The organism is Kitasatospora sp. NPDC051914, from assembly GCF_040680995.1.
Lineage (GTDB): Bacteria > Actinomycetota > Actinomycetes > Streptomycetales > Streptomycetaceae > Kitasatospora.
Window position 1 is genome coordinate 1 of sequence record NZ_JBFAXX010000052.1, and the last position, 21,122, is coordinate 21,122.

Annotated in this window: 16 protein-coding genes; 5 read left to right on the forward strand and 11 right to left on the reverse strand. The window is 72.8% G+C overall.

The window, feature by feature from the left end; translation table 11 throughout:
- The 10 genes from AB0M03_RS28870 to AB0M03_RS28915 form a co-directional block, all read right to left on the reverse strand.
- The coding region (locus AB0M03_RS28870) for an ABC transporter ATP-binding protein (protein ID WP_363496281.1) at positions 1-657 on the reverse strand (657 nt) is incomplete at its 3' end.
- A 19-nt stretch (positions 658-676) separates the two neighbouring features.
- Positions 677-1,621 (reverse strand): ABC transporter permease, encoded by a 945-nt coding sequence (locus AB0M03_RS28875; protein ID WP_363496284.1) that lies wholly within the window; start codon positions 1,619-1,621, stop codon positions 677-679.
- On the reverse strand, positions 1,614-2,558 hold the full coding sequence (locus AB0M03_RS28880; protein ID WP_363496287.1) for an ABC transporter permease: 945 nt from the start codon (positions 2,556-2,558) through the stop codon (positions 1,614-1,616). The genes AB0M03_RS28875 and AB0M03_RS28880 overlap by 8 nt, the downstream gene beginning before the upstream one ends.
- Before the next feature lie 86 nt (positions 2,559-2,644).
- On the reverse strand, positions 2,645-4,282 hold the full coding sequence (locus AB0M03_RS28885) for an ABC transporter substrate-binding protein (protein ID WP_363496290.1): 1,638 nt from the start codon (positions 4,280-4,282) through the stop codon (positions 2,645-2,647).
- A 450-nt stretch (positions 4,283-4,732) separates the two neighbouring features.
- Complete coding sequence (typA, locus tag AB0M03_RS28890) at positions 4,733-6,637, reverse strand: translational GTPase TypA (protein WP_363496293.1); 1,905 nt, start codon at positions 6,635-6,637, stop codon at positions 4,733-4,735.
- Between the two features lie 243 nt (positions 6,638-6,880).
- Positions 6,881-8,629 (reverse strand): ABC transporter family substrate-binding protein, encoded by a 1,749-nt coding sequence (locus AB0M03_RS28895; RefSeq protein WP_363496296.1) that lies wholly within the window; start codon positions 8,627-8,629, stop codon positions 6,881-6,883.
- 196 nt (positions 8,630-8,825) lie between these two features.
- On the reverse strand, positions 8,826-11,204 hold the full coding sequence (locus AB0M03_RS28900) for a SpoIIE family protein phosphatase (RefSeq protein ID WP_363496445.1): 2,379 nt from the start codon (positions 11,202-11,204) through the stop codon (positions 8,826-8,828).
- 651 nt (positions 11,205-11,855) lie between these two features.
- A complete protein-coding gene (locus AB0M03_RS28905) occupies positions 11,856-14,525 on the reverse strand; it encodes a SpoIIE family protein phosphatase (protein WP_363496299.1) in 2,670 nt (889 codons plus the stop codon).
- Positions 14,526-14,881: 356 nt separating this feature from the next.
- The gene (locus AB0M03_RS28910) at positions 14,882-15,448 is read right to left on the reverse strand and encodes a (deoxy)nucleoside triphosphate pyrophosphohydrolase (protein ID WP_363496302.1); all 567 of its coding nucleotides are present in this window, start codon (positions 15,446-15,448) and stop codon (positions 14,882-14,884) included.
- Positions 15,449-15,591: 143 nt separating this feature from the next.
- A complete protein-coding gene (locus AB0M03_RS28915) occupies positions 15,592-16,404 on the reverse strand; it encodes a methyltransferase domain-containing protein (protein ID WP_363496305.1) in 813 nt (270 codons plus the stop codon).
- A gap of 126 nt (positions 16,405-16,530) precedes the next feature.
- Here AB0M03_RS28915 and AB0M03_RS28920 point away from each other — a divergent pair, with 126 nt between their 5' ends.
- The 4 genes from AB0M03_RS28920 (at position 16,531) to AB0M03_RS28935 (ending at position 19,153) form a co-directional block, all read left to right on the forward strand.
- The gene (locus tag AB0M03_RS28920) at positions 16,531-17,115 is read left to right on the forward strand and encodes a pyridoxamine 5'-phosphate oxidase family protein (protein ID WP_363496308.1); all 585 of its coding nucleotides are present in this window, start codon (positions 16,531-16,533) and stop codon (positions 17,113-17,115) included.
- A 102-nt stretch (positions 17,116-17,217) separates the two neighbouring features.
- Positions 17,218-17,901, forward strand: coding sequence for a dihydrofolate reductase family protein (locus AB0M03_RS28925; RefSeq protein WP_363496311.1), 684 nt, complete (start codon positions 17,218-17,220; stop codon positions 17,899-17,901).
- Positions 17,898-18,386, forward strand: a complete 489-nt coding sequence (locus AB0M03_RS28930; RefSeq protein ID WP_363496314.1) for a deaminase — start codon at positions 17,898-17,900, stop codon at positions 18,384-18,386. The genes AB0M03_RS28925 and AB0M03_RS28930 overlap by 4 nt, the downstream gene beginning before the upstream one ends.
- A gap of 110 nt (positions 18,387-18,496) precedes the next feature.
- Positions 18,497-19,153 (forward strand): HAD-IA family hydrolase, encoded by a 657-nt coding sequence (locus tag AB0M03_RS28935; protein ID WP_363496317.1) that lies wholly within the window; start codon positions 18,497-18,499, stop codon positions 19,151-19,153.
- Between the two features lie 43 nt (positions 19,154-19,196).
- Here the strand turns inward: AB0M03_RS28935 and AB0M03_RS28940 are convergent, their stop codons facing one another.
- Positions 19,197-19,556: a VOC family protein gene (locus tag AB0M03_RS28940; protein WP_363496320.1), complete on the reverse strand. Its 360-nt coding sequence runs from the start codon at positions 19,554-19,556 to the stop codon at positions 19,197-19,199.
- Positions 19,557-19,745: 189 nt separating this feature from the next.
- On the opposite strand from AB0M03_RS28940, the gene AB0M03_RS28945 reads away from it, so the two are divergent.
- A complete protein-coding gene (locus AB0M03_RS28945; protein WP_363496323.1) occupies positions 19,746-21,116 on the forward strand; it encodes an FAD-binding oxidoreductase in 1,371 nt (456 codons plus the stop codon).
- The last annotated feature ends 6 nt before the right edge of the window (positions 21,117-21,122 follow it).

Consider the following 21,122-nt stretch of genomic DNA (forward strand, 5'->3'; position numbering starts at 1 on the left):
CTCGGCCTGCAGTTCCGCGAGGAGGTCCATCACCTGGGCCTGGACGGTGACGTCCAGGGCGGTGGTGGGCTCGTCCGCGATGATCAGGTCGGGCTGCAGGGCGAGCGCCATGGCGATCATGATGCGCTGGCGCATGCCGCCGGAGAACTGGTGCGGGTAGTCGTCGACGCGCTGGGCGGCGGCCGGGATGCGGACGCGGTCCATCAGCTCGATCGCCTTGGCCCGGGCCTCCTTGCGGGAGGCGCCCTCGTGCACCCGGAACATCTCGCCGAGCTGGTAGCCGACGGACAGCACCGGGTTCAGCGAGGAGAGCGCGTCCTGGAAGATCATCGCGATCTTCCGCCCGCGGATCCTCCGGCGCTGCTCCTCCTTCATGGCGAGCATGTCCTCGCCGCGGAAGAGGATCTGGCCCTGGGTGATCCGGCCGGGCGGCATGTCGAGGATGCCCATGATGGTCTGGGCGGTCACCGACTTGCCGGAGCCCGACTCGCCGAGCACGGCGAGGGTCTCGCCGGCGGCCACGGAGTAGTTCACGCCGTTGACGGCCTTGGCGACGCCGTCGCGGGTGCGGAACTCCACGTGGAGGTCGCGGACCTCCAGCAGCGGCGTGCCCACGGCGAGCCGCTCGGTCTTCTTGGTCTCGATGGCGGTGGTCATCCGATCGTCACCTCTTCTCTCAGCGCAGCTTCGGGTCGAGGGCGTCGCGGACCGCGTCGCCGACCATGATGAAGGCCAGCACGGTGACGCTCAGGGCCGCGGCCGGGAAGAGCAGCACGTGCGGCGCCTCCAGGAAGCGGTTGGACGCGTCGCTGATCATCAGGCCCCAGGAGATCTGCGGGGGCTGGACACCGATGCCGAGGTAGGAGAGCGCGGCCTCGGCGCCGATGTAGACGCCCAGGCTGATCGCGGAGACCACGATCACCGGCGCGATGGCGTTCGGCATGATGTGCCGGAAGGTGATCCGCAGGTTGCCCGCGCCGAGCGCCCGGGCGGCCACCACGTAGTCGTTGTGCTTGTTGGCGATCACCGAGGCGCGCATGATCCGGAAGATCTGCGGCCAGCCGAGCGCGGCCAGCACCAGCGACACCGACATGACGTTGCCGGAGCCCCAGAACGACATGATCAGCATGCCGCCGAGCAGCGACGGGACGGCGAAGAAGATCTCGGTGAAGCGGGACAGCACGCTGTCCAGCACACCGCCGACCCAGCCGGCCAGCAGGCCGAGCAGGCAGCCGACCACGGTCACCAGGGTGGTGGTCAGCACGCCGACGACGATGGAGTTGCGGGCCGACCACACCGTGCGGGTGTAGACGTCGCAGCCCTGGATGTCGAAGCCGAACCAGTGGTCGGCGCCGGGCCGCTTCAGCGAGTCGGCGAGGTCGCAGGCGTCGTTGGCGAACGGGCTGCCGCTGGTGAACAGCTGCGGCACCGCGGAGACGACCAGCAGCAGGAGCACCAGGGTCGCACCGATCACGAAGACCGGGTTGCGGCGCAGGTCGCGCAGGGCGTCGCTCCACAGGCTCGCGACGCGCTCGGGCTTCTGCTTCTTCTCCGGCTCGCCCTCGGGGCCGGTGCCCCCGGCGGCCGGGACCGCGGGGTCGACGACGATCGTGTCACTCATAGCGGATCCTCGGGTCGAGCACGGCGTACAGCATGTCCACGAGCAGGTTGGCGATCAGGTAGACCAGCACCAGCAGGGTCACCACGCCGACGATGACCACGCCCTGCTTGTTGTAGATGGACTGCGCGAGCAGACCGCCCACACCGTGGATGTTGAAGAGCTTCTCGGTGATGACCGCACCGCCCATGAGCGCGCCGAGGTCGGCGCCGAGGAAGGTGACGATCGGGATCAGGGCGTTGCGCAGCGCGTGGCGGCCGATCACCCGGCGGCGGCTGAGGCCCTTGGCGACGGCGGTGCGCACGTAGTCGGCGCGCATGGTCTCCATCAGGCTGGTGCGGGTCAGCCGGGCGACGTACGCCAGCGAGGTGGAGGCCAGCACGAACGCCGGCAGCAGGTAGGCCCGCAGGCCGTCCTCGTCCTTGAAGGAGACCGGGAAGAAGTCGATGCCGTAGTCGTTGCGCAGCTTCACGCCGAGCACCAGCTGGAGGGCGGAGCCGAGCACGAACACCGGGATGGAGATGACCAGCAGCGTGGTGATGAGCACCAGCTGGTCGAGGAACTTGCCCCGGCGCAGGGCCGCCAGCACACCCGCCGACACGCCGATCAGGGCCTCGATCGCGAAAGCGACCAGGGCCAGGTTGACGGTGTACGGGAGCGCCTCGCTGATCATGTCGATGACCGCGCGACCCCTCATGTCCTCACCGAGGTCGCCGGTGAAGACCCCGCTGATGTAGTGCCAGTACTGCACCAGGAACGGGTCGTTGAGGTGGTACTTCTCGCGGATCAGCGCGGCGACCAGCGGGTCGGGGCGCTTCTCGCCGGAGAGCGCCTGCACCGGGTCGCCGGGCAGTGCGTTCACCAGGTAGTAGATCAGAAGCGTCGCGCCGAGCAGTACAGGGATCGCCTGTATCAGTCGGCGGATGACATAGCGGCCCATCAGACCTCCACACTTTCGGGCAAGGAAGGAGGCGGGCGGCCGGGTCCAGGAGCCCGGCCGACCGCCCCCGATCGTCTGCTACCGGGTCAGCCGGCGAGCTCGACGTTGGCCAGGTCCATGCGGCCGAAGGCGTCGGTGTCGACGTTCTTCACGGACTTGGTGTAAGCGGCGGAGGACATGTTGGTGTACACCGGGATGTACGGCAGGTCCTGGACGAGGATGTCGTCGGCCTGCTGGTACAGCTTCAGGCCCTCCTCCTGGGTCTTCGCCTGGTCGGCCTGCGAGAGCAGCGCCTCGAACTTGTCGTTGACGTAACCGCCGTAGTTCGAGCCCTGGTCGATGGCGACCTTGGAGAAGATCGGGCGCAGGTAGTTCTCGGCCGACGGGTAGTCCATCGACCAGCCCATGCGGAAGGCGCCCGAGTACTGCTTCTCGCCGAGCGCGTCCAGCATCTTGCCGAACTTCTCGAACGGCTTGGCGGTGACCTCGACGCCCAGGTTCTTCTTGAGCTGGTTGGCGACGGCCTCGATCCACTCCTTGTGGCCGCCGTCGGCGTTGTAGCCGAGCTCGATGGTGTTGCCCGGGACGCCGCCGGCCTGGGTGAAGAGCTCCTTGGCCTTGGCCGGGTCGTACTTGGCGGCCTCGCCGAGGGCGCCCTTGCGGTAGCCGGCCACCAGCGGGCTGATGAAGTCGTCGGCCGGGACGCGGCTGCCGTTGAAGATGGTCTTGCTGATGGCCTCGCGGTCGATGGCCATCGAGATCGCCTTGCGGATCTCGGGCTTGCCGTAGGTGGCCGGGTTGGTGGCGATCGGGAAGCCGATGTAGCCGACGCCGGACTCCGGCTTGTAGATGTAGCGGTCGCCGAACTCCGCCTTCACCGAGGACATCGCCGAGGTGGGCAGCTTGTCGGTGATCTGGATCGCGTCGGTGCGCAGGTCGTTGTAGGCGGTGTCCAGGCTGTCGTAGATCTTGAAGGTGACGTCCTGGAGCTTGGCCTTGCCGTCCGCAGCGGGGAAGGCGTCGTAACGCTTCACCTTGATCTGCTTGTTGTGCTCCCAGGCGCCGTCCATCTGGAACGGGCCGTTGCCGATCGGCTTGTCGCCGAAGGTCTTCGGGTCGGTGAAGAACGCCTTGGGCAGCGGGTAGAAGGCCGTGTAGCCCAGCATGGTCTTGAACTGGGAGAACGGGGCGGTGAGGGAGACGGTGAAGGTCTTCTCGTCGACGACCTTCAGGCCCTTGAGCTCCTTGGCGGTGGGCTTCTTGTCCTTGCCCGGAGCGAGCTCCTCGGAGCCCTCGATCTTGGCGAAGAAGGGCAGGGCCTCCTGCGCGTTGTCCTGGTTGGCGCCGTAGTTCCAGGCGTCGACGAAGGACTGGGCGGTGACCTTCTCGCCGTTGTGGAAGGTGTAGCCGTCCTTCAGCTTGATCGTCCAGACCTTGCTGTCGGCGGACTCGATCGACTCGGCGACGCGGAGCTTGGGCTCGCTGGTCTTGACGTCGTAGTCGACCAGACCGGCGAAGAGGGCGTTGAGGACCTCGGCGCCCTCGGACTCGGCCGTGTTGGTCGGGACCAGACCGTGCTGCGGCTCGCCGAGCTGAACGGCGATGGAGCCGCCGCCCGTGGCGGCCGCCTTGTCGCTGCTCTTGCTGCCCGTGCTGCAGGCCGTCGCAGCGAGAGCGACAGCAGTGGCGGCCACGATCCACTTGGCCGGGGTTGCACCGCGCATGGGGGATGCCTCCTGATGTGGTTTCAACGTGAAGGCACCACATGGGGGATGGCCGGCGGGGTCGCCTTGGCCTGTGGTGCCTCCTCGCCCGAGGTTCGGCGCGCACCCCTGCGCGTGACCCGTGACCCGAGCTCGACTGTCCCACTATCGGACACTCCGAGATGCGGAACCGACCATTACGGATCTCAATTTGGTCACATGCGCGACCAATTGGTTTCGCAAAATGGACATTGGGGGCATACCCAACCGGCACCAAACGGACAGTCGTGGCTGACAACCGTCAGTCATGTCCGGTTACCGACTCTCCGGCATCCCGAGGAAGGTGGCGCACCTCACCCCCGGCGGGCGGGCCTTCCTCCGGATATCGAACACCAGGCCCGCGGGCACGCAAAAGCCGGCCGGCCCGCACCCCGAGGGGTGCGGGCCGGCCGGCGTGCGGTACTGCCCGTGTCAGGACTTCTTGGCGCGCGAGGCGGTGCGGCCGCGCTCCTTCTGGTCCAGGACGACCTTGCGGATGCGCACGGTCTCCGGGGTCACCTCGATGCACTCGTCCTCGCGGCAGAACTCCAGCGACTGCTCCAGCGAGAGCTTGCGGGGCGGGACGATCGACTCGGTCACATCGGCGGTCGAGGACCGCATGTTGGTGAGCTTCTTCTCCTTGGTGATGTTCACGTCCATGTCGTCGGAGCGGGAGTTCTCGCCGACGATCATGCCCTCGTACACCTCGGTGCCGGGGTCGGTGAAGAGCACGCCGCGCTCCTGCAGGTTGGTCATCGCGAAGGCGGTGACCACACCGGCCCGGTCGGCGACCAGGGAGCCGTTGTTGCGGGTCGTCAGAGCGCCGAACCACGGCTCGTAGCCCTCGTGGATCGAGTGCGCGATGCCGGTGCCGCGGGTGTTGGTGAGGAACTCCGTCCGGAAGCCGATCAGGCCGCGGGACGGGACGACGAACTCCATGCGGACCCAGCCGGAGCCGTGGTTGGACATGTTGTCCATCCGGCCCTTGCGGATACCCATGAGCTGGGTGACGGCACCCATGTGCTCCTCGGGGACGTCCACGGTGAGGCGCTCGACCGGCTCGTGGGTCTTGCCGTTGACCTCGCGGGTGACCACCTGCGGCTTGCCGACGGTCAGCTCGAAGCCCTCGCGGCGCATGGTCTCGATGAGGATGGCCAGCGCCAGCTCACCGCGGCCCTGCACCTCCCAGGCGTCCGGACGCTCGGTGTCCAGCACGCGCAGCGAGACGTTGCCGATCAGCTCGCGGTCCAGGCGGTCCTTCACCTGGCGGGCGGTGACCTTGCGGTCGACCTTGGCGCCGGACTTGGCGTCCGCGCCCTTGCCGGAGCCGCCCTTGCCGACCAGCGGCGAGGTGTTGGTGCCGATGGTCATCGAGATGGCCGGCTCGTCCACCGTGATCAGCGGCAGGGCGATCGGGTTCTCGGTGTCGGCCAGGGTCTCGCCGATCATGATGTCGGAGATGCCGGCGACCGCGCAGATGTCGCCCGGGCCCGCCACCTCGGCCGGCTTGCGGGTGAGCGCCTCGGTCATCAGCAGCTCGGAGATGCGGACGTTCTGGATCGAGCCGTCGCGCTTGATCCAGGCCACCGTCTGGCCCTTGCGCAGCTCGCCCTGCTCGACGCGGAGCAGCGCGATGCGGCCGAGGAAGTTGTCGGCGTCCAGGTTGGTGACGTGCGCCTGCAGCGGGGCGGCGTCGTCGTAGGTCGGGGCCGGGACGTGCTCCAGGATGGTGGAGAAGAACGGCTCCAGGCTGGTGGAGTCCGCCGGGACGGTGCCGTTCTCCGGCTTGGTCAGCGAGGCGACGCCGTCACGGGCGCAGGCGTAGACGATCGGGAACTCGATCTGGTCCTCGTCCGCGTCCAGGTCCAGGAACAGGTCGTAGGTCTCGTTGATGACCTCGTCGATCCGGGCGTCCGGACGGTCGGTCTTGTTGATGCAGAGGATGACGGGCAGCCGCGCGGTGAGCGCCTTGCGGAGCACGAAGCGGGTCTGCGGCAGCGGGCCCTCGGAGGCGTCGACCAGCAGGACGACCGCGTCCACCATCGACAGACCGCGCTCGACCTCGCCGCCGAAGTCGGCGTGGCCCGGGGTGTCGATGATGTTGATGGTGATCGGCGCGCCGCCGTCCTTGGGGTGGTACTTGACCGCGGTGTTCTTGGCGAGAATGGTGATGCCCTTCTCGCGCTCCAGGTCGTTGGAGTCCATCATGCGGTCGTCGAGCTGCTGGTGGGCGGCGAAGGCGCCGGCCTGCTTCAGCATGGCGTCGACCAGGGTGGTCTTGCCGTGGTCGACGTGGGCGACGATGGCGACGTTACGGATGTCGTTGCGCGTGGGCATGCGGAGCGGAATCTCCCGGTTTCGTGGGTTTCGGCGCCCGGCTGCGTGACGCCGACTTGCGATCCCTGTCGATCGCGGCCGCCCGTTCCGCCTGCTACTACCGGTCCACCCGCCGGGCACACCATGCCACGGCTCCTCCTATGGTACGGGGATTCGTGTCAAGGGCCGAAACGGCCGGTGGCACCGGGTGCAAGATCACATCGCCCGCCGGACGGGCCGTACCCGTCCGAATCACGGCTCCGGTCAGTCCTGCCGGAAGCCGACGTCCTGGTAGCGCGGGGTGGTGAAGCCGTACGCGCCGGCGGCGGCGACCCCGTTGCGGACGGCGACCAGGTCGGGCCGGCGGTAGAGCGGGACGACGTCGGCGAGCTGCCAGAGCCGGGCGTCGGCCTGCTGCAGCAGGCGCTGCCGGGCCGCGGGGTCGAGCTCGGCGTCGGCACGGTCGAGCAGCCCGTCGATCTCCGCGGTGCCGGCCCGGGCGTAGTTGCGGCCGACGACCGGGACGCCGTCCGGGCCGGGCTGCGGCTTGGCGTACAGCGGCCGGGCGTCGGAGGGGAAGGCGCTGGCCGGCCAGGAGAACAGGGCGAGCTCGAAGTCGCCCTTGTCCAGGTGTTCGGCGACGAAGGTGTCCGGGGCGGCGGCCTTCACGGTGAGCGCGATGCCGGCGGCGGCCAGGTCGGCGAGGAGCGCGTCGGCGGTGCGGCGCGCGGTGGTGGAGCCGTCCGGGACGAGCAGGGTGAGCGCGAGCTTCTTGCCGTCCTTGCTGCGGGTGCCGTCGGAGGACGTCCAGCCGGCCTTGTCGAGCAGGGCGCCGGCCGCGGCGGAACCCAGGGCGCCGCTGTTGTCGCGGTAACCGTCCTGGCCGGCCACCAGCAGGTGGTTGCCGAGCGGGACGGCGCCCAGGCCGAGCGGACCGAGGGCGGCCGCCGCGGTCTTCTGCCGGTCGACGGCCCGGGCGACGGCCTGGCGGACGGCCGGGTCGGTGAGCGGGCCCTTCTCCGCGTTCAGGGTGAGCTGGGTGTAGGCGGCGGCGGGCGCCCGGTGCAGGGTGAGCCCGGGCAGCGTCTCGGCCCGGCGCAGCGCCTGCGCGGACGCCTCGACCATGGCTGCCGCGTCCGGCGGTGCGGCGGCGGTCGACCCGTCGGGCACGGCCCGGTCGACGGAGGCGGTCACGGCGGCGATGTCGAGTTCGCCCTTGGCCAGGGCGTCCAGCCGGTCGGGCGCCGGGACGGCCAGGAAGTCGATCTCCTGGGCCTTGGACGGATCGCCCCACCAGCGCGGGTTGCGGGTCAGCGCGGCACGGCCGGCGTCCTTGTCCCAGGCGCTCAGCACGAACGGCCCGGCCGAGGTGCGGAAGCCGCCGTCGAGCGGCTGGTTGAAGGCCTCCGCGGTGGTGGTGCGGGCGGCCGGGTAGAGCGGCGAGAACAGCGAGCGCCAGTCCGCGTACGGGTGCTTGAAGACGACCTTGACCTCGTGCGGGTCGTTGCCCTGGGCGACCGAGGCGATGTCGTCGTAGCCGGCCGGGCGGTCGCTGCGGAAGGCCGGGTCCGCGCCGGACAGGGCCTTCCACTGGGCGGTGAAGTCGGCGGCGGAGAGCGGTGAGCCGTCGCTCCACACCGCGGCGGGGTTGAGCCGGTAGGTGACGGTCTGCGGGGTGCGGCCTGCCGGGGTGGAGTCGGCACCGGCGAGGTAGTCCGGGTCGGCGGCGGCGCGGCCGCGGTCGTCCAGCCGGAACAGGCTCGGCAGCAGGGCGCGGGCGATCAGCTCGGAGTCGGCGGTGGCCTCGGGCTGGTAGACGTTCAGGGTCGCCGGGACGGCGTCGACCGCCCAGCGCACGGTGCCGCCGTCGCGGGTGCGGGCGCGGTCGGCGGCGGTGACGTCGGAGCCGGACGGCCCCTCGGAGGAACCCCCGGTGCAGCCGGCGAGGCCGGCGGCCAGGCAGAGGGCGGTGGCCGCGGCGGCGGCCCGGGCGGCGGCTCGGCTGGCGCGCATGCGCTCCTCCGTCGGGGTGTGGGCCGGCCCGAGGAATCCGGGACTCTCCCCCACTGAAGGGCATCGGCGCGCCACCCCGCCCGCTGACACGGCGCCCGGGCGGACAGATCCACCCGGGCGGCGTAGGGCGTGCCTTCCCGGGCGCTCGCGCCCCCGAGCGGCTCCGGCACCGGACGGCTCCGGCACCGGGCCGGTGTCAGAGTGCCAGTTCGAACCAGACGATCTTGCCGTTGGGGGTGCGGCGGCTGCCCCAGCGCTCCGCGAGGAGGCTGACCAGCTGCAGGCCGCGGCCGCCCTCGTCGGTCTCCTGGGCGCGCCGCTGCCGCGGCTGGGCGTAGCCGTCGTCCCAGACCTCGCAGACCACCGTGCGGTCGCGCATCAGCCGCAGCCGGATCTCGCCGCGGCCGTGCCGCAGCGCATTGGTCACCAGCTCGCTGACCAGGAGCTCGGTGGTGTCGACCAGCTCGTCGAGACCGCGGTTGATCAGCCAGTCGCAGGACCGCTCGCGGGCCCGGCCGACCGACGTGGGCTCCGAGGGCAGCTTCCAGTCGCCCACCGAGTCGGCGGGCAGCGCCTGGACCTTGGCCATCAGCAAGGCGATGTCGTCCTCGCCGTGGTGCGGGATGAGCTCGTCCAGCACCTCGTCGCAGAGCTGCTCCAGTTGCTTGGAGCCGTGCGTGAGGGCGGCGCGGAAGGCGCGCAGGCCCTCGTCCAGCTGGTGCTTGCGGGATTCCACCAGGCCGTCGGTGTAGAGGCCGAGCACCGCGCCGTCGGGCAGGGTGAGGGTGACCTCCTCGAAGGGCTCGCCGCCGACGCCGAGCGGCAGGCCGGGCGGTACGTCGAGCATCCGGGCCGGCTCGCCGGGGCTGAGCAGCGCGGGCGGCAGGTGGCCGGCGCTGGCGAAGGTGCAGCGCTGGGTGACGGCGTCGTACACGGCGTAGACGCAGGTCGCCAGGTACACCTCGGCGGCGCCCCCGCCGGACGGGTCGCCGTCGCCGAGGCCGCGGGCGATCTCGTCCAGGGCGCCGAGCACCTCGGCCGGGTCGAGGTCGAGCATGGCGAGGGTGCGGACGGCGGTGCGCAGCTGTCCCATGGCGACGGCGGCGCGCAGGCCGCGGCCCATGACGTCGCCGATGACCAGGGCGGTGCGGCTGCCGGGCAGCGGGATCACGTCGAACCAGTCGCCGCCGACCTCGGTGTTGTTGTTGCTCGGCAGGTAGCGGCGGGCGATCTCCAGGCCGGTGGCGGCCGGGTTGCCGGGGGGCAGCAGGCTGCGCTGCAGGATCAGGGCGCGCTCGTGCTCGCGGCGGTAGAGGCGGGCGTTGTCGACGCAGACGGCGGCGCGGGCCACCAGTTCCTCGGCGATGGCGACGTCCCTGGCGTCGAAGGGCTCGGAGCCGATCGCGCGGGAGAGCTGGACGAGGCCGAGCACCTGGTCGCGGGCGACCAGCGGGACGACCAGGGTGGAGCGCAGCAGCGGGTCGGGGCCCGGCTGCGGGACGACGCTGCGGCCGGTGCGCAGGGCGCGGGCGTGCGGGGAGCGCGGCGGGTAACAGAGGATGCCGCCGGCCTCGGCGACCGGGACGGCGGCCAGGCCCTCGCCGCCGAGCACGGAGGCCGCGCCGCCGACGACGCTGGAGACGGCGACCCGGCGGAGTTCGCCGGAGCCGTCGAGCAGGCCGGGACCGCCGGAGATCGGGCCGGAGTCGCCGGAGAGCAGGGCGGTGTACAGGTCGACGGTGGCGACGTCGCAGAACTGCGGGACGATCACGTCCAGCAGCTCCTTGGCGGTGGTCTCCAGGTCGAGGGTGGAGCCGATGTGGGTGCTGGCCTCGTTGAGCAGGGCGAGGCTGCGGCGGACGCCGGCGGCCTCGCGCTCGGCGACGTGCCGACTGGTGACGTCCTGCACCTGGCCGGCCACGCCCATGGGGGCGCCGCCGGGGCCGTTCAGCCGGAAGAGCGCGATGGACCACCGGCGGCGGCCGTCGCGGGCGCCGGCGGCGGGGGTGCCGCTGCTGAACCGCAGGTCGAGGATCGGGTCGCCGCCGGTCAGCACCTTGCGCAGGGCGACGAGCAGCCGGTCCGCCTCGCCGGGCGGGAAGAGCTCGGCGGGCTGCAGGCCGGGGAGCTCCTCGGCGGGCCGGTCGACGCAGGCGGCGAAGGCCTCGTTGACGCGTTGCAGGCGCAGGTCGAGGTCGAAGAGGAAGAAGCCGGTGGGCGTCTGCCCGAAGACCGCCTCGGAGGCGGCCAGCTCGGTCTCCAGGGTGCGCAGCCGGCCGACGTCCACGGCGAGACAGGTGGCGCCGGTGGCGGGCGGGGCGTCGGCGGGCATCAGGTAGAGCTCGGCGAGGCCCTCGCCACCGTCGGCGTCGCGGTACGGGGTGGTGCCGATCCACTCCTCGCCGGCCAGCACGCGCTCGAGCTTGGCGCGGCCGCGCTGCCAGAGTCCGCGCGGGACGAGGGTGGTGATCGGGTCGGCGCCCAGGGCGTCGCCGGCGGGCATGCCGAAGAACTCGGCGGCCCGCGCGCTCCACTGGCTGATCCGGCCGTCGGGGCCGATCGCGAAGGTGGCCACCCGCAGGTGGTCGTAGATCGACCCGGGCCTGAGCCGGCCGCGGCCGCCCGCGCCGTCACGCGGGACGACGCCGTCGTCGTCTGGTGCGCCCGGCTGTCCGGGCACGGCGGCATGACCGCTGCTCGGCGCCTGCGGCGCCGGAATGCTGTTCAACGGACCGACCCCTCCAACCAGTGCCCATCCGGATGTCGAGAAGACCGAGTATTCATCATCCGGGTGCGAGCGCACACGCCCCCGAGCATCACAACATCGAATCGGGGGAGGCCCGCCCGGTGCTCCTTACCCGGCCGCCACTGTTCGAACCGGCTCGGCCTGCACGGATCGGGAGGATCAGTCAAGAGTCGTGAAGGACACGGCTCCGCTGTGCCCGGATTCGGCAGGATCGGTGCACTGCCTGTCTCGAAACCGCCTGCGGATTCGGGCATTTCATCACATGACACATTATCAACGCCAGCCCCTCCCGGAGCCGCCGCGGCCGTCGTCACGGCCTCCCGCCCGGCGGCCGCCGCGGTCGGCCCGGGCGCCCCGAGGGCTGGCGCCTGCGCCCGCCAAATCGCAAAAGTCGCACTTTTTCGGTCCGGCTGCCGGACGCCTCCGCCACCGTCCGCGCCCGCCCGCGTGCGTTCCGCTCGGCCACCGCGGGCGACGCCGTTACTGCTCCGAATAGTCGCCCTCGGGGTCGTCCGGGGAGAGCTCGAACCAGACGACCTTGCCCATGCCCTCGGCCCGGGCGCCCCACCGCAGGGCGAGGCGGCGGACGAGCTCCAGGCCGCGGCCGCCCTCGTCGGCCTCGGCGGCGTGGCGCTCGCGCGGCGGGTCGGGCAGCGGGTCGCTGATCTCCACCAGCAGGGTCTCGCCCAGGGTCAGCCGGACCCCGATCGGGGCGCTGGCGTACCGGACGGAATTGGTGACCAGCTCGCTCACCAGCAGCTCGGCGGTGTCGGTGAGGTGCTCGACGGCCCATTCGGCGAGGGTGCCGCGGACCAGCCGGCGGGCCCGGGAAACGGCGGTCGGCTCGGCCGGCAGCGTCCAGCCCGCGGTGGGGGTGCCCGCCTCGCCGTGGCTGAGCCGGGCCAGCAGCAGGGCGACGTCGTCCGGCTCGCGGCCCTGCTCCATGGTGTCGAGCACCGCCTCGCAGGCCTGCTCGATGGAGGCGTAGGGCTGCTCCAGCACGCTGATCAGTCGGCCGAGGCCGACGTCGAGGTCCTTGTCCCGGGACTCCACCAGCCCGTCGGTGCACAGGGCGAGCAGGGTGCCCTCGGCGACGTCCAGCTCGACGGACTCGAAGGGGACGCCGCCGACGCCGAGCGGGGCACCCGAGGGCAGGTCCAGCACCTGGCCGACACCTCCCGGCAGCGGGCCGCCCGCCGCGGGGGCGGGCCCGTCGCCGTCCTTGGGCGCCACCAGCACCGGCGGGATGTGGCCGGCCTTGGTCACCGTCAACCGCCGCCGGACGGGGTCGAAGACCGCGTACACGCAGGTCGCCAGCAGCGCCTCGTCGGGGCCCTGGGCGAGGTCGTCGGCCAGCTCGTGGACGTGCCGCAGCAGGATCTCCGGCCGCAGGTCGAGGGCGGCGAGCACCCGGACGGCGGTGCGCAGCCGGCCCATGGTGGCGGCGGCCCGCAGGCCGTGGCCCATGACGTCGCCGACCACCAGGGCGGTGCGGTCGCCGGGCAGCGGGATCACGTCGAACCAGTCGCCGCCGACCTCGGTGCCGCTGCTGCCGGGGACGTAGCGGTAGGCGACCTCGACGCCGGTGGGCTGCGGCACCTGCTGCGGCAGCAGGGTGCGCTGCAGGGTGAGGGCGGCGGTGCGCTCGCGGGCGTAGAGGCGGGCGTTGTCCAGCGAGCTGCCGGCCCGGTCGGCGAGCTCCACGGCGAAGGCCAGGTCGTCGCGGTCGAAGCCCTCCCGGTAGCCGGCCCGGCTGACCACCAGCAGGCCGATGACGATGCCGCGGGCCCGCAGCGGGACGACCAGCCGGGAGTGCACACCGAGCTCGTGGGCGGCCTGCGCCTTGGGGTCGCCGGGGTAGCTGAGGTCCTCGGACTCCTCCTTGCCGGTGAGGAGCTCGGGGATGCCGGTGCGCAGCACCCGGCCGAAGGCGGACTCCTCGGTGAAGGTGATCCGGGCACCGCGGCGGAGCATCACCTCGACCTCGGGGCCGTCCTGGACGGAGGCGGTGCCGAGCTGCAGCAGCGAGGTGCGGCGGTCGTGGCCGTGCCGGGGCAGGTCGTCGCCGTGCGCGACGGCCTGCAGCAGGATCACCGCGGAGTAGTCGGCGAGCCGCGGCACCACGGCCCCGGCGAGCTCCTGGGCGATCCGCGAGGCGTCCAGCAGGTCGCCGATCCGGGAGCCGAACTCGTTGAGCAGGGAGAGCCTGCGGCGGGCGTGCTCGACCTTGGAGACGGCCCGGTAGCGCTCGGTCACGTCCATGACGGTGCCGGAGATGCCGAGGACGCGGCCGGCCCGGTCGGTCATCCGGCTGTAGGAGATCGAGCGGAAGCCCGTGCGGGCGGTGACCGGCGCGGCGAGGGTGACGTCGATGACCGGCTCGCCGGTGGCGAGGACCTGCCGCTGGATGGCGGTGATCTCGTCGGCGGCCCTTTCCGGGAGGGTCTCGCCGGTGGTGCGGCCGACGTGCTCCTCGGCCGGGACGCCGTTCATGTCGGCGAGGGTGCGGTTGACGGCGGTGTAGCGCAGTTCGGTGTCGAGGACGGCGATGCCGAGGGGGGACTGCTCGAAGAGGGCGTCGCGGACGGCGAGGTCGCGCTCGACGGCGGCGACCGTCCGGGCGTCGGCGAGCGCGACCTGAAGGAAGGGCGTGCCGTCGCCGTCGACGAGCAGTGAGATCCGGACCTCCACGGGGACGATGGCCCCCTCCCGGTCGCTGAGCCGGGTGATGCCGTGCCAGCTGCCGACCCGCAGGGTCTCCTGGATGGCGATCCGGGCCTGGCCGACGAGCTCCTCGTCGGCGATCAGCTGGTCGATCCGGCGGCCCACCAGCAGTTCGCTGGGCCAGCCGAGCATGTCCTCGGCGGCCGGGCTCCAGAGCACCACCCGGCCGGAGGTGTCGAGGATGGCGATGGCGACCTTGACGATGTCGAACAGGCTGCCGCGGGTCGGCTCGGCGACCTTGACGCCGGCCGCCGGGGTACCGGGGAAGGGGAGGATCGGGCGGCCGCGCGGCGAGGCGGCGGGCGGGATGTCCCGCGCCTGCGGCCGCTGCCCGGGCTGCTCGGCCGGACGGGAGCGCCCGCCGCGGCGGAGCCGGGCACGGGCGGCCGCGCTGCCCGCCGCGGCGCCCGCGGGGCGGCCGGGCACGCCGGGAGCGGCCGCGCGCTGCGATCCGCGCCGGGGGAGGCGCCGGGCCCGCCGCTCTCCTCCGCCGTTTCCCGTGCTCGACACCGACGGCGCCTCCGGCTCGTGGGCTGGTCACCACGGCCCGGGGCCGGGGTGCGAGTGGGGTCGGCGGGGCGCCGGTGCGCCCCGCCGATCCTGAAGAATTCTGCCGAACTGTGACATACCCCACGCAATGGGTTGATATCCCGGTAAGCGGGTCGTCTTTTGCGATTCGGCTGCGTGGAGCAATCGGCCGCACACGGGATGCGTACCCGCCGCGGGGGCGGCTCAGCCGCGCTCGGGCCCGGGGGCGCGGCTGCGGTCGGCCGGCGGCCGGCTCAGCCCTCGGCGAGCAGGGCGGCGACGTGCGGGAGGACCTCGCGGTCGTGCGCCAGCCACTCGACGTCGCCGAGTTCGGCGGGGCCGAGCCAGCGCAGCTCGGAGTGGTCCTCCAGTGCCCGGGGCTCGCCGGAGAGCAGCTCGGCGGCCCAGATCCGCAGCTCGAGACCGGCCCGGACGGTCCAGCTGCCGGGCAGCGGGCGCAGCGCGCGGGCCCGGACGCCGAGCTCCTCGGCGAGCTCGCGCTCCAGGGCCTGCTCCTGGGTCTCACCGGGTTCGGCCTTGCCGCCGGGGAACTCCCAGAAGCCGGCCACCTCGGCGGGGGCGCTGCGGCGGGCGGCGAGCACCCGCCCGCGGTGGACGAGCGCGGCACCGACGACGTACCGGACCTGCTCGGCGGCGGGCTCCTCGGCGCGGGGCTCGACGGCCTCGACCCAGTACAGCTGCTTGTGCCCGCGGGCCTCGAACTCGGCGGCCAGTGCCTCGGCCTCGGCACGGCCCAGCCCGGTGGCGACGAGGAACCGGTTGCCGTTGTCGTCCTGCCGCATCACCCGGTGATCGTCCATGCGGCCACCGTAACGGGCCCGGCCCGGTGGGGGACAGGCCGGGCCCGTGCCGTCGAGGATAGGGGCAGCTTGTTACCGACTGGTACGCCGTCCGTTTACGCGAGGTAAGAGGGTGGACGCACCAGTGCGCCGGCGCCGGGCCGTCAGCGCCGGGCCAGCAGCTCGCCGTGCAGCACCGCGAACCAGCCGTCCGGGTCGGCCGCCCAGCGGCGCCAGCCGTCCGCGATCCGCGCCAGGTCCTCTGCGGTGGCGAGGCCCTCGGCGAGGGCGGTGGCGGCGGTGGCCGACTTCTCGGTGCGCTCGGCCCAGCTCTCGCCCCACCACCCGCGCCGCTCGGGGTCGGCGAAGGTCCAGCTGCTGGAGGTCGCGGTGAGGTCGGTGAAGCCGGCGGCGCGGGCCCAGGCGGCCAGCCTGCGGCCGGCGTCGGGCTCGCCGCCGTTGGCCCGGGCGATCCGGCGGTAGAGCGACGACCACTCGGCCAGCTCGGGGAATTCCGGGTACCAGGCCATCGCCGCGTAGTCGGCGTCGCGGACGGCGACCAGACCGCCGGGCGCGGTGACCCGGCGCATCTCGCGCAGGGCGGCCACCGGGTCGGCGACGTGCTGGAGCACCTGGTGGGCGTGCACCACGTCGAACGCGCCGTCGGCGTACGGCAGCCGGTGGACGTCGGCCACCTCGAAGGCCACCGTGCCGATCCCCCGTTCCGCGGCGTGCGCGGCGGCCCGGGCCAGCACCTCCGCGGAGGTGTCGACGGCGACCGTGCGACCCTCGGGGCCGAGCCGTTCGGCGAGGTCGGCGGTGATCGTGCCGGGCCCGCAGCCGACGTCCAGGAGCCGCTGCCCCGGTCGGAGTTCGGGGAGCAGGTAGGCGGCGGAGTCGGCCGCGGTGCGGCTGCGGTGCGAACGCAGCACCGACTCCTGGTGCCCGTGGGTGTAGACCGTCCGACGGTTCGTCATGCTCGGCTCCTCTCGGTGCCGCCGAGCGTAGATCCTGTCTCGCTTTCCGAGAAACATCGTCCCATTTTTCAAGATGATGGTCCGTCGGCATGGCCACCGGAAGGACCGCGCGACGACAATCGGAGCATGGGAAAGACGTACGAACGCATCGACGGCAGACTGCGCGCGTTCATCGAGCGCCAGCCGGTCTTCTTCACCGCCACGGCGCCGCTGGCCGGCGACGGGCACGTCAACCTGTCCCCCAAGGGCCGCGCCGGCACGCTCGTGGTGCTGGACGAACTGACCCTGGCCTACCTGGACTTCGGCGGCAGCACCGCCGAGACCATCGCCCACCTGCGGGAGAACGGCCGGATCACGCTGATGTGGTGCGCCTTCGACGGGCCGCCGACCGTGGTGCGGGTGCACGGGCAGGGCGAGGCGGTGTTCCGCGACGACCCGCGGTTCGCCGGGCTGATCGGGCGCTTCCCCCCGGAGGCGGACGGCTCCGGTCTGCGCGCCGTCGTCGTGGTGCGCGCCGAACGGGTCAGCGACTCCTGCGGCTACGCCGTGCCCTTCATGGACTACCAGGGCGACCGCGACCTGCACACCCGGTACTTCGACCGCAAGACCGACGAGGAGTTCGCGGCCTACTGCAAGGGCAAGGACCACGTCGGCCGGAGCATCGACGGCCTGCCCGCCCTGCCGCTGCCGCTGCCGCCGCGGACGGGCTGAGGTCCCGCGGCGGCGGCGGAGGCGAGCACGAGCACCGCCGCGGCGAGCGCGACCCGGCGGTGACCGTACGGTGGAGCGGTAGCCGACAGATCGGAGACCCCGTTGCCCCGCCGCCCGTACGTCCTGCTGAGTGCCGCCGTCTCCGTCGACGGCTACCTCGACGACGCCTCACCGGAGCGGCTGCTGCTCTCCAACCCGGCCGACTTCGACCGGGTGGACGAGGCCAGGGCCGGCTGCGACGCGCTGCTCGTCGGCGGCAACACCCTGCGCCGCGACAACCCCCGGCTGCTCGTCAACTCGCCCGAGCGGAGGGCGCAGCGGGTCGCGGACGGCCGCCCGGCCTTCCCGCTCAAGGTCACCCTCACCGCGGGCGGAGACCTCTCCCCCGGCTTGAACTTCTGGCACACCGGCGGTGCCAAGGTCGCCTACACCACCGACGCCGCGGCCCCCGCGCTGCGCGCCTCGCTGGACGGCCTGGCCGAGGTCGTCGGCCTCGGCGAGGCGGTCGGTCTCGGCGCCGTCCTGGACGACCTCGGCGCGCGCGGCGTCGAGCGGCTGATGGTGGAGGGCGGCGGCAGCGTCCACACCCAGTTCCTCGCCGAGGGCCTGGCCGACGAACTCCAGCTCGCCCTGGCACCGCTGCTCGTCGGCCAGCCCGCGGCGCCCCGCTTCCTCGGCCCCGCCGCGTACCCGGGCGGACCCGCCCGGCGGATGCGGCTGCTGGAGGCACGTACGGTGGGCGACGTCGTCCTGCTCCGTTACGCCCCGAAGGAGTCCGCCCCGTGACCAGCCACGACCTGCCCGGCCAGGAGCCGGAGCGCGGCAGCGACCTGTACTGGCTGGCGCGCGCCGTCGAGCTCTCCCGGCGCTGCCCGCCCTCGGAGACCGCCTTCTCGGTCGGCGCGGTGATCGTCGGCGCGGACGGGGAGGTACTCGCCGAGGGCTTCAGCCGCGAGGTGGACGCGCACGACCACGCCGAGGAGGCCGCACTCGCCAAGCTGCCGGCCGGCGACCCGCGGCTGCGCACGGCGACCGTCTACAGCTCGCTGGAGCCCTGCGGGCAGCGCGCTTCGCGGCCGCGGACCTGCGCCCAGCTGATCATTGCGGCGGGGGTGCCGCGAGTGGTGGTCGCCTGGCGCGAGCCGGACCTCTTCGTGCAGGCCTGCCAGGGGACGGCGCTGCTGGAGGCGGCCGGCGTCGAGGTCGTCGAACTTCCCGAGCTCGCCGGGCCCGCGCGCGCGGTCAACGCCCATCTGCTCGGGGCGGGTTGAGCATTCCCCCCGGCCCCGGCGGGGCACCCGGGGCGTCCGGTGCGGCTCCCCTTTCCGCGGCACTTTTGTATCCTGGAGAGACAAACGCACCCGTCCGAGGAGCCCGACGCATGACCGCCACCACGATCACCGCCCGTGCCCTGCTCCTCGACATGGACGGCACCCTGGTCAACTCCGACGCCGTCGTCGAACGCTGCTGGCGCCGCTGGGCGGCCCGGCACGGGCTCGACGGCGACGGCGTGATGCAGGTCGTGCACGGCCGCCAGGGCCACCTGACCATGGCCCTGCTGCTCCCCGAGCGCCCGGTCGAGATCAACCTCGCCGAGAACCGGCAGCTGCTCGCCGAGGAGACCGCCGACACCTACGGCGTCGCGCCCGTCGCCGGTGCGCCCGCCTTCATGGCCGCCCTGCGCGGGCTGCCGCACGCCCTGGTCACCTCCGCCGACGAGCCGCTCGCCCGCGCCCGGATGGGCGCCGCGGGCCTGCCGCTGCCGGAGACCCTGATCACCGCCGGCTCGGTCGGCGCCAGCAAGCCCGACCCCGAGGGCTTCCTCAAGGGCGCCGCGGCGCTGGGCTTCGCCCCGTCCGACTGCCTCGCCTTCGAGGACTCCGAGGCCGGCATCACCGCCGCCCTGGACGCCGGCATGCCGGTGGTCGGCATCGGCCCGCGGGCGCTGCGCCACCCGGCCACCGTGCACGCCGAGAACCTGGAGCAGGTCGCCGTCGAGGCGTCGCCGGACGGCGCGCTGCGGATCACCGTCGGCTGACGGCCCGCAGCCGGAAGGCGGCCGGCCCCGGGGCGCGGTGCGCTCAGTCCTCACCGGCCAGGCAGAACGGGTGGCCCGCCGGGTCGATCATCACCAGCCACGCGCCGCCGCCCGGCTGCTCCTCCGCCCGCACCGCGCCCAGCGCGACCACCTCGGCGGCCGCCTTCTCCGGGTCGTCCACGGTGAAGTCCAGGTGCGCCTGCGCCCCGCCGGACGGCCAGCCCGGCGCCCGGTACCCGGCCACCCGCTGGAAGCCCAGCCGCACCGGCCCGCTGCCGATGAACACGAAGGTGTCGTCCCGGCACGTCACCTCCCACCCCGTCACCGCGCCGTAGAAGGCGGCCAGTTCCTCGGGATCGGTGCAGTCCAGCACCGTGGCACTCGGCCGGGCGATCGGCGGCACGGCAACTCCTCCCGGCGGACGACGATGTCGCCCGGCACCCTACCCGGCCGGCCCCGCGTGCGGCGCCTCCCCGCCGGGTGGGGTGCTCCGGCGCGGCGTACCGTGGATAAAGGCCGATCACGGATCGTCGGCTCCCTGCCCCATGACCCGGGCCGGCCGAGGGGGTCGGAACGGTCAGGAGCGGCTGTCATGGGCATACAGACGATCGAGGAGCTGGCGGGCACCGTCCACGGGAGCGTGGTCAAGCCCGGCGACGAGGACTACGACGAGGCTCGCAGGGTCTACAACGCGATGATCGACCGCAGGCCGGCGGTGGTGGTGCGGTGCGCCAACGCCGGCGATGTCATGGCGGCGGTCGACTTCGCCCGGCAGGGCGGGATGCCGCTCGCCGTCCGCGGCGGCTCGCACAGCGTCCCCGGCTACGGGACCTGCGACGGCGGCGTGGTCGCGGACCTCACCGGGATGCGCAGCGTCCGGGTCGACCCGGTGCGGCGGACGGCCCGGGTCGAGGGCGGCGCCACCCTCGGCGACCTCAACGCGGCCACCTACCCCTTCGGGCTCGCCGTCACCGGCGGCATCATCTCCACCACCGGCGTCGGCGGCCTCACCCTCGGCGGCGGAATCGGCTACCTGGCCCGCAAGTTGGGGCTCACCTGCGACAACCTGCTGTCGGCGGACGTGGTGACGGCCGACGGCCGGATGCGGATCGTCAACGAGAAGGAGGAACCGGACCTCTTCTGGGCGCTGCGCGGCGGCAGCGGGAACTTCGGTGTGGTCACCTCCTTCGAGTTCGGGCTCAGCCCGGTGAAGGACATCTACGGCGGCCCGATGCTCTTCGAACTGGAGCACGCCGAGGCCGTCCTGAAGCGCTACCGCGAGTACATCGTGGAGGCCCCGGAGGAGCTCGGCACCTTCCCCGGCTTCCAGATCGCCCCGCCGCTGCCGTTCATCCCGGAGAACCGGCACGGCGACACCTTCGCCATCGTCGTCGCCTGCTGGGCCGGGCCGATGGACGAGGCGGAGGCCGCGCTCCGGCCGCTGCGCGAGGTCGCACCGCGGGTCGCCGAGATGGTCGGCCCGATGCCGTACCCGGCTCTCAACAGCGCCTTCGACCCGCTGGTGCCGCCGGGCCTGCAGCACTACTGGAAGGGCGTCTTCTCCACCGAGCTCACCGACGACGCGATCGCCGCCCACCTGGAGCACGGGCCGAAGGTGCCGGCCATGAGCTCCACCATGCACATCTACTCGATCAACGGGGCCTGCCACCGGATGCCGCCGGGATCGACCGCCTTCGCCCACCGCGAGGCCACCTTCGCCACCGTGATCGCGGGCATGTGGCCGGACCCGGCCGAGAACGAGGCCAACACCGCCTGGGTGCGCAATTACTACGACGCCGTCGCCCCGCACTCCGAGGCCGGCGGCTACGTCAACTTCATGGCCGACGACGACCAGCACCGCGCCGCCGACAACTACGGCGACAACTACGCCCGCCTGGTCGAGGTCAAGCGCGCCTACGACCCCGGCAACCTCTTCCGCGTCAACCACAACATCAAGCCGTAGCCGCGG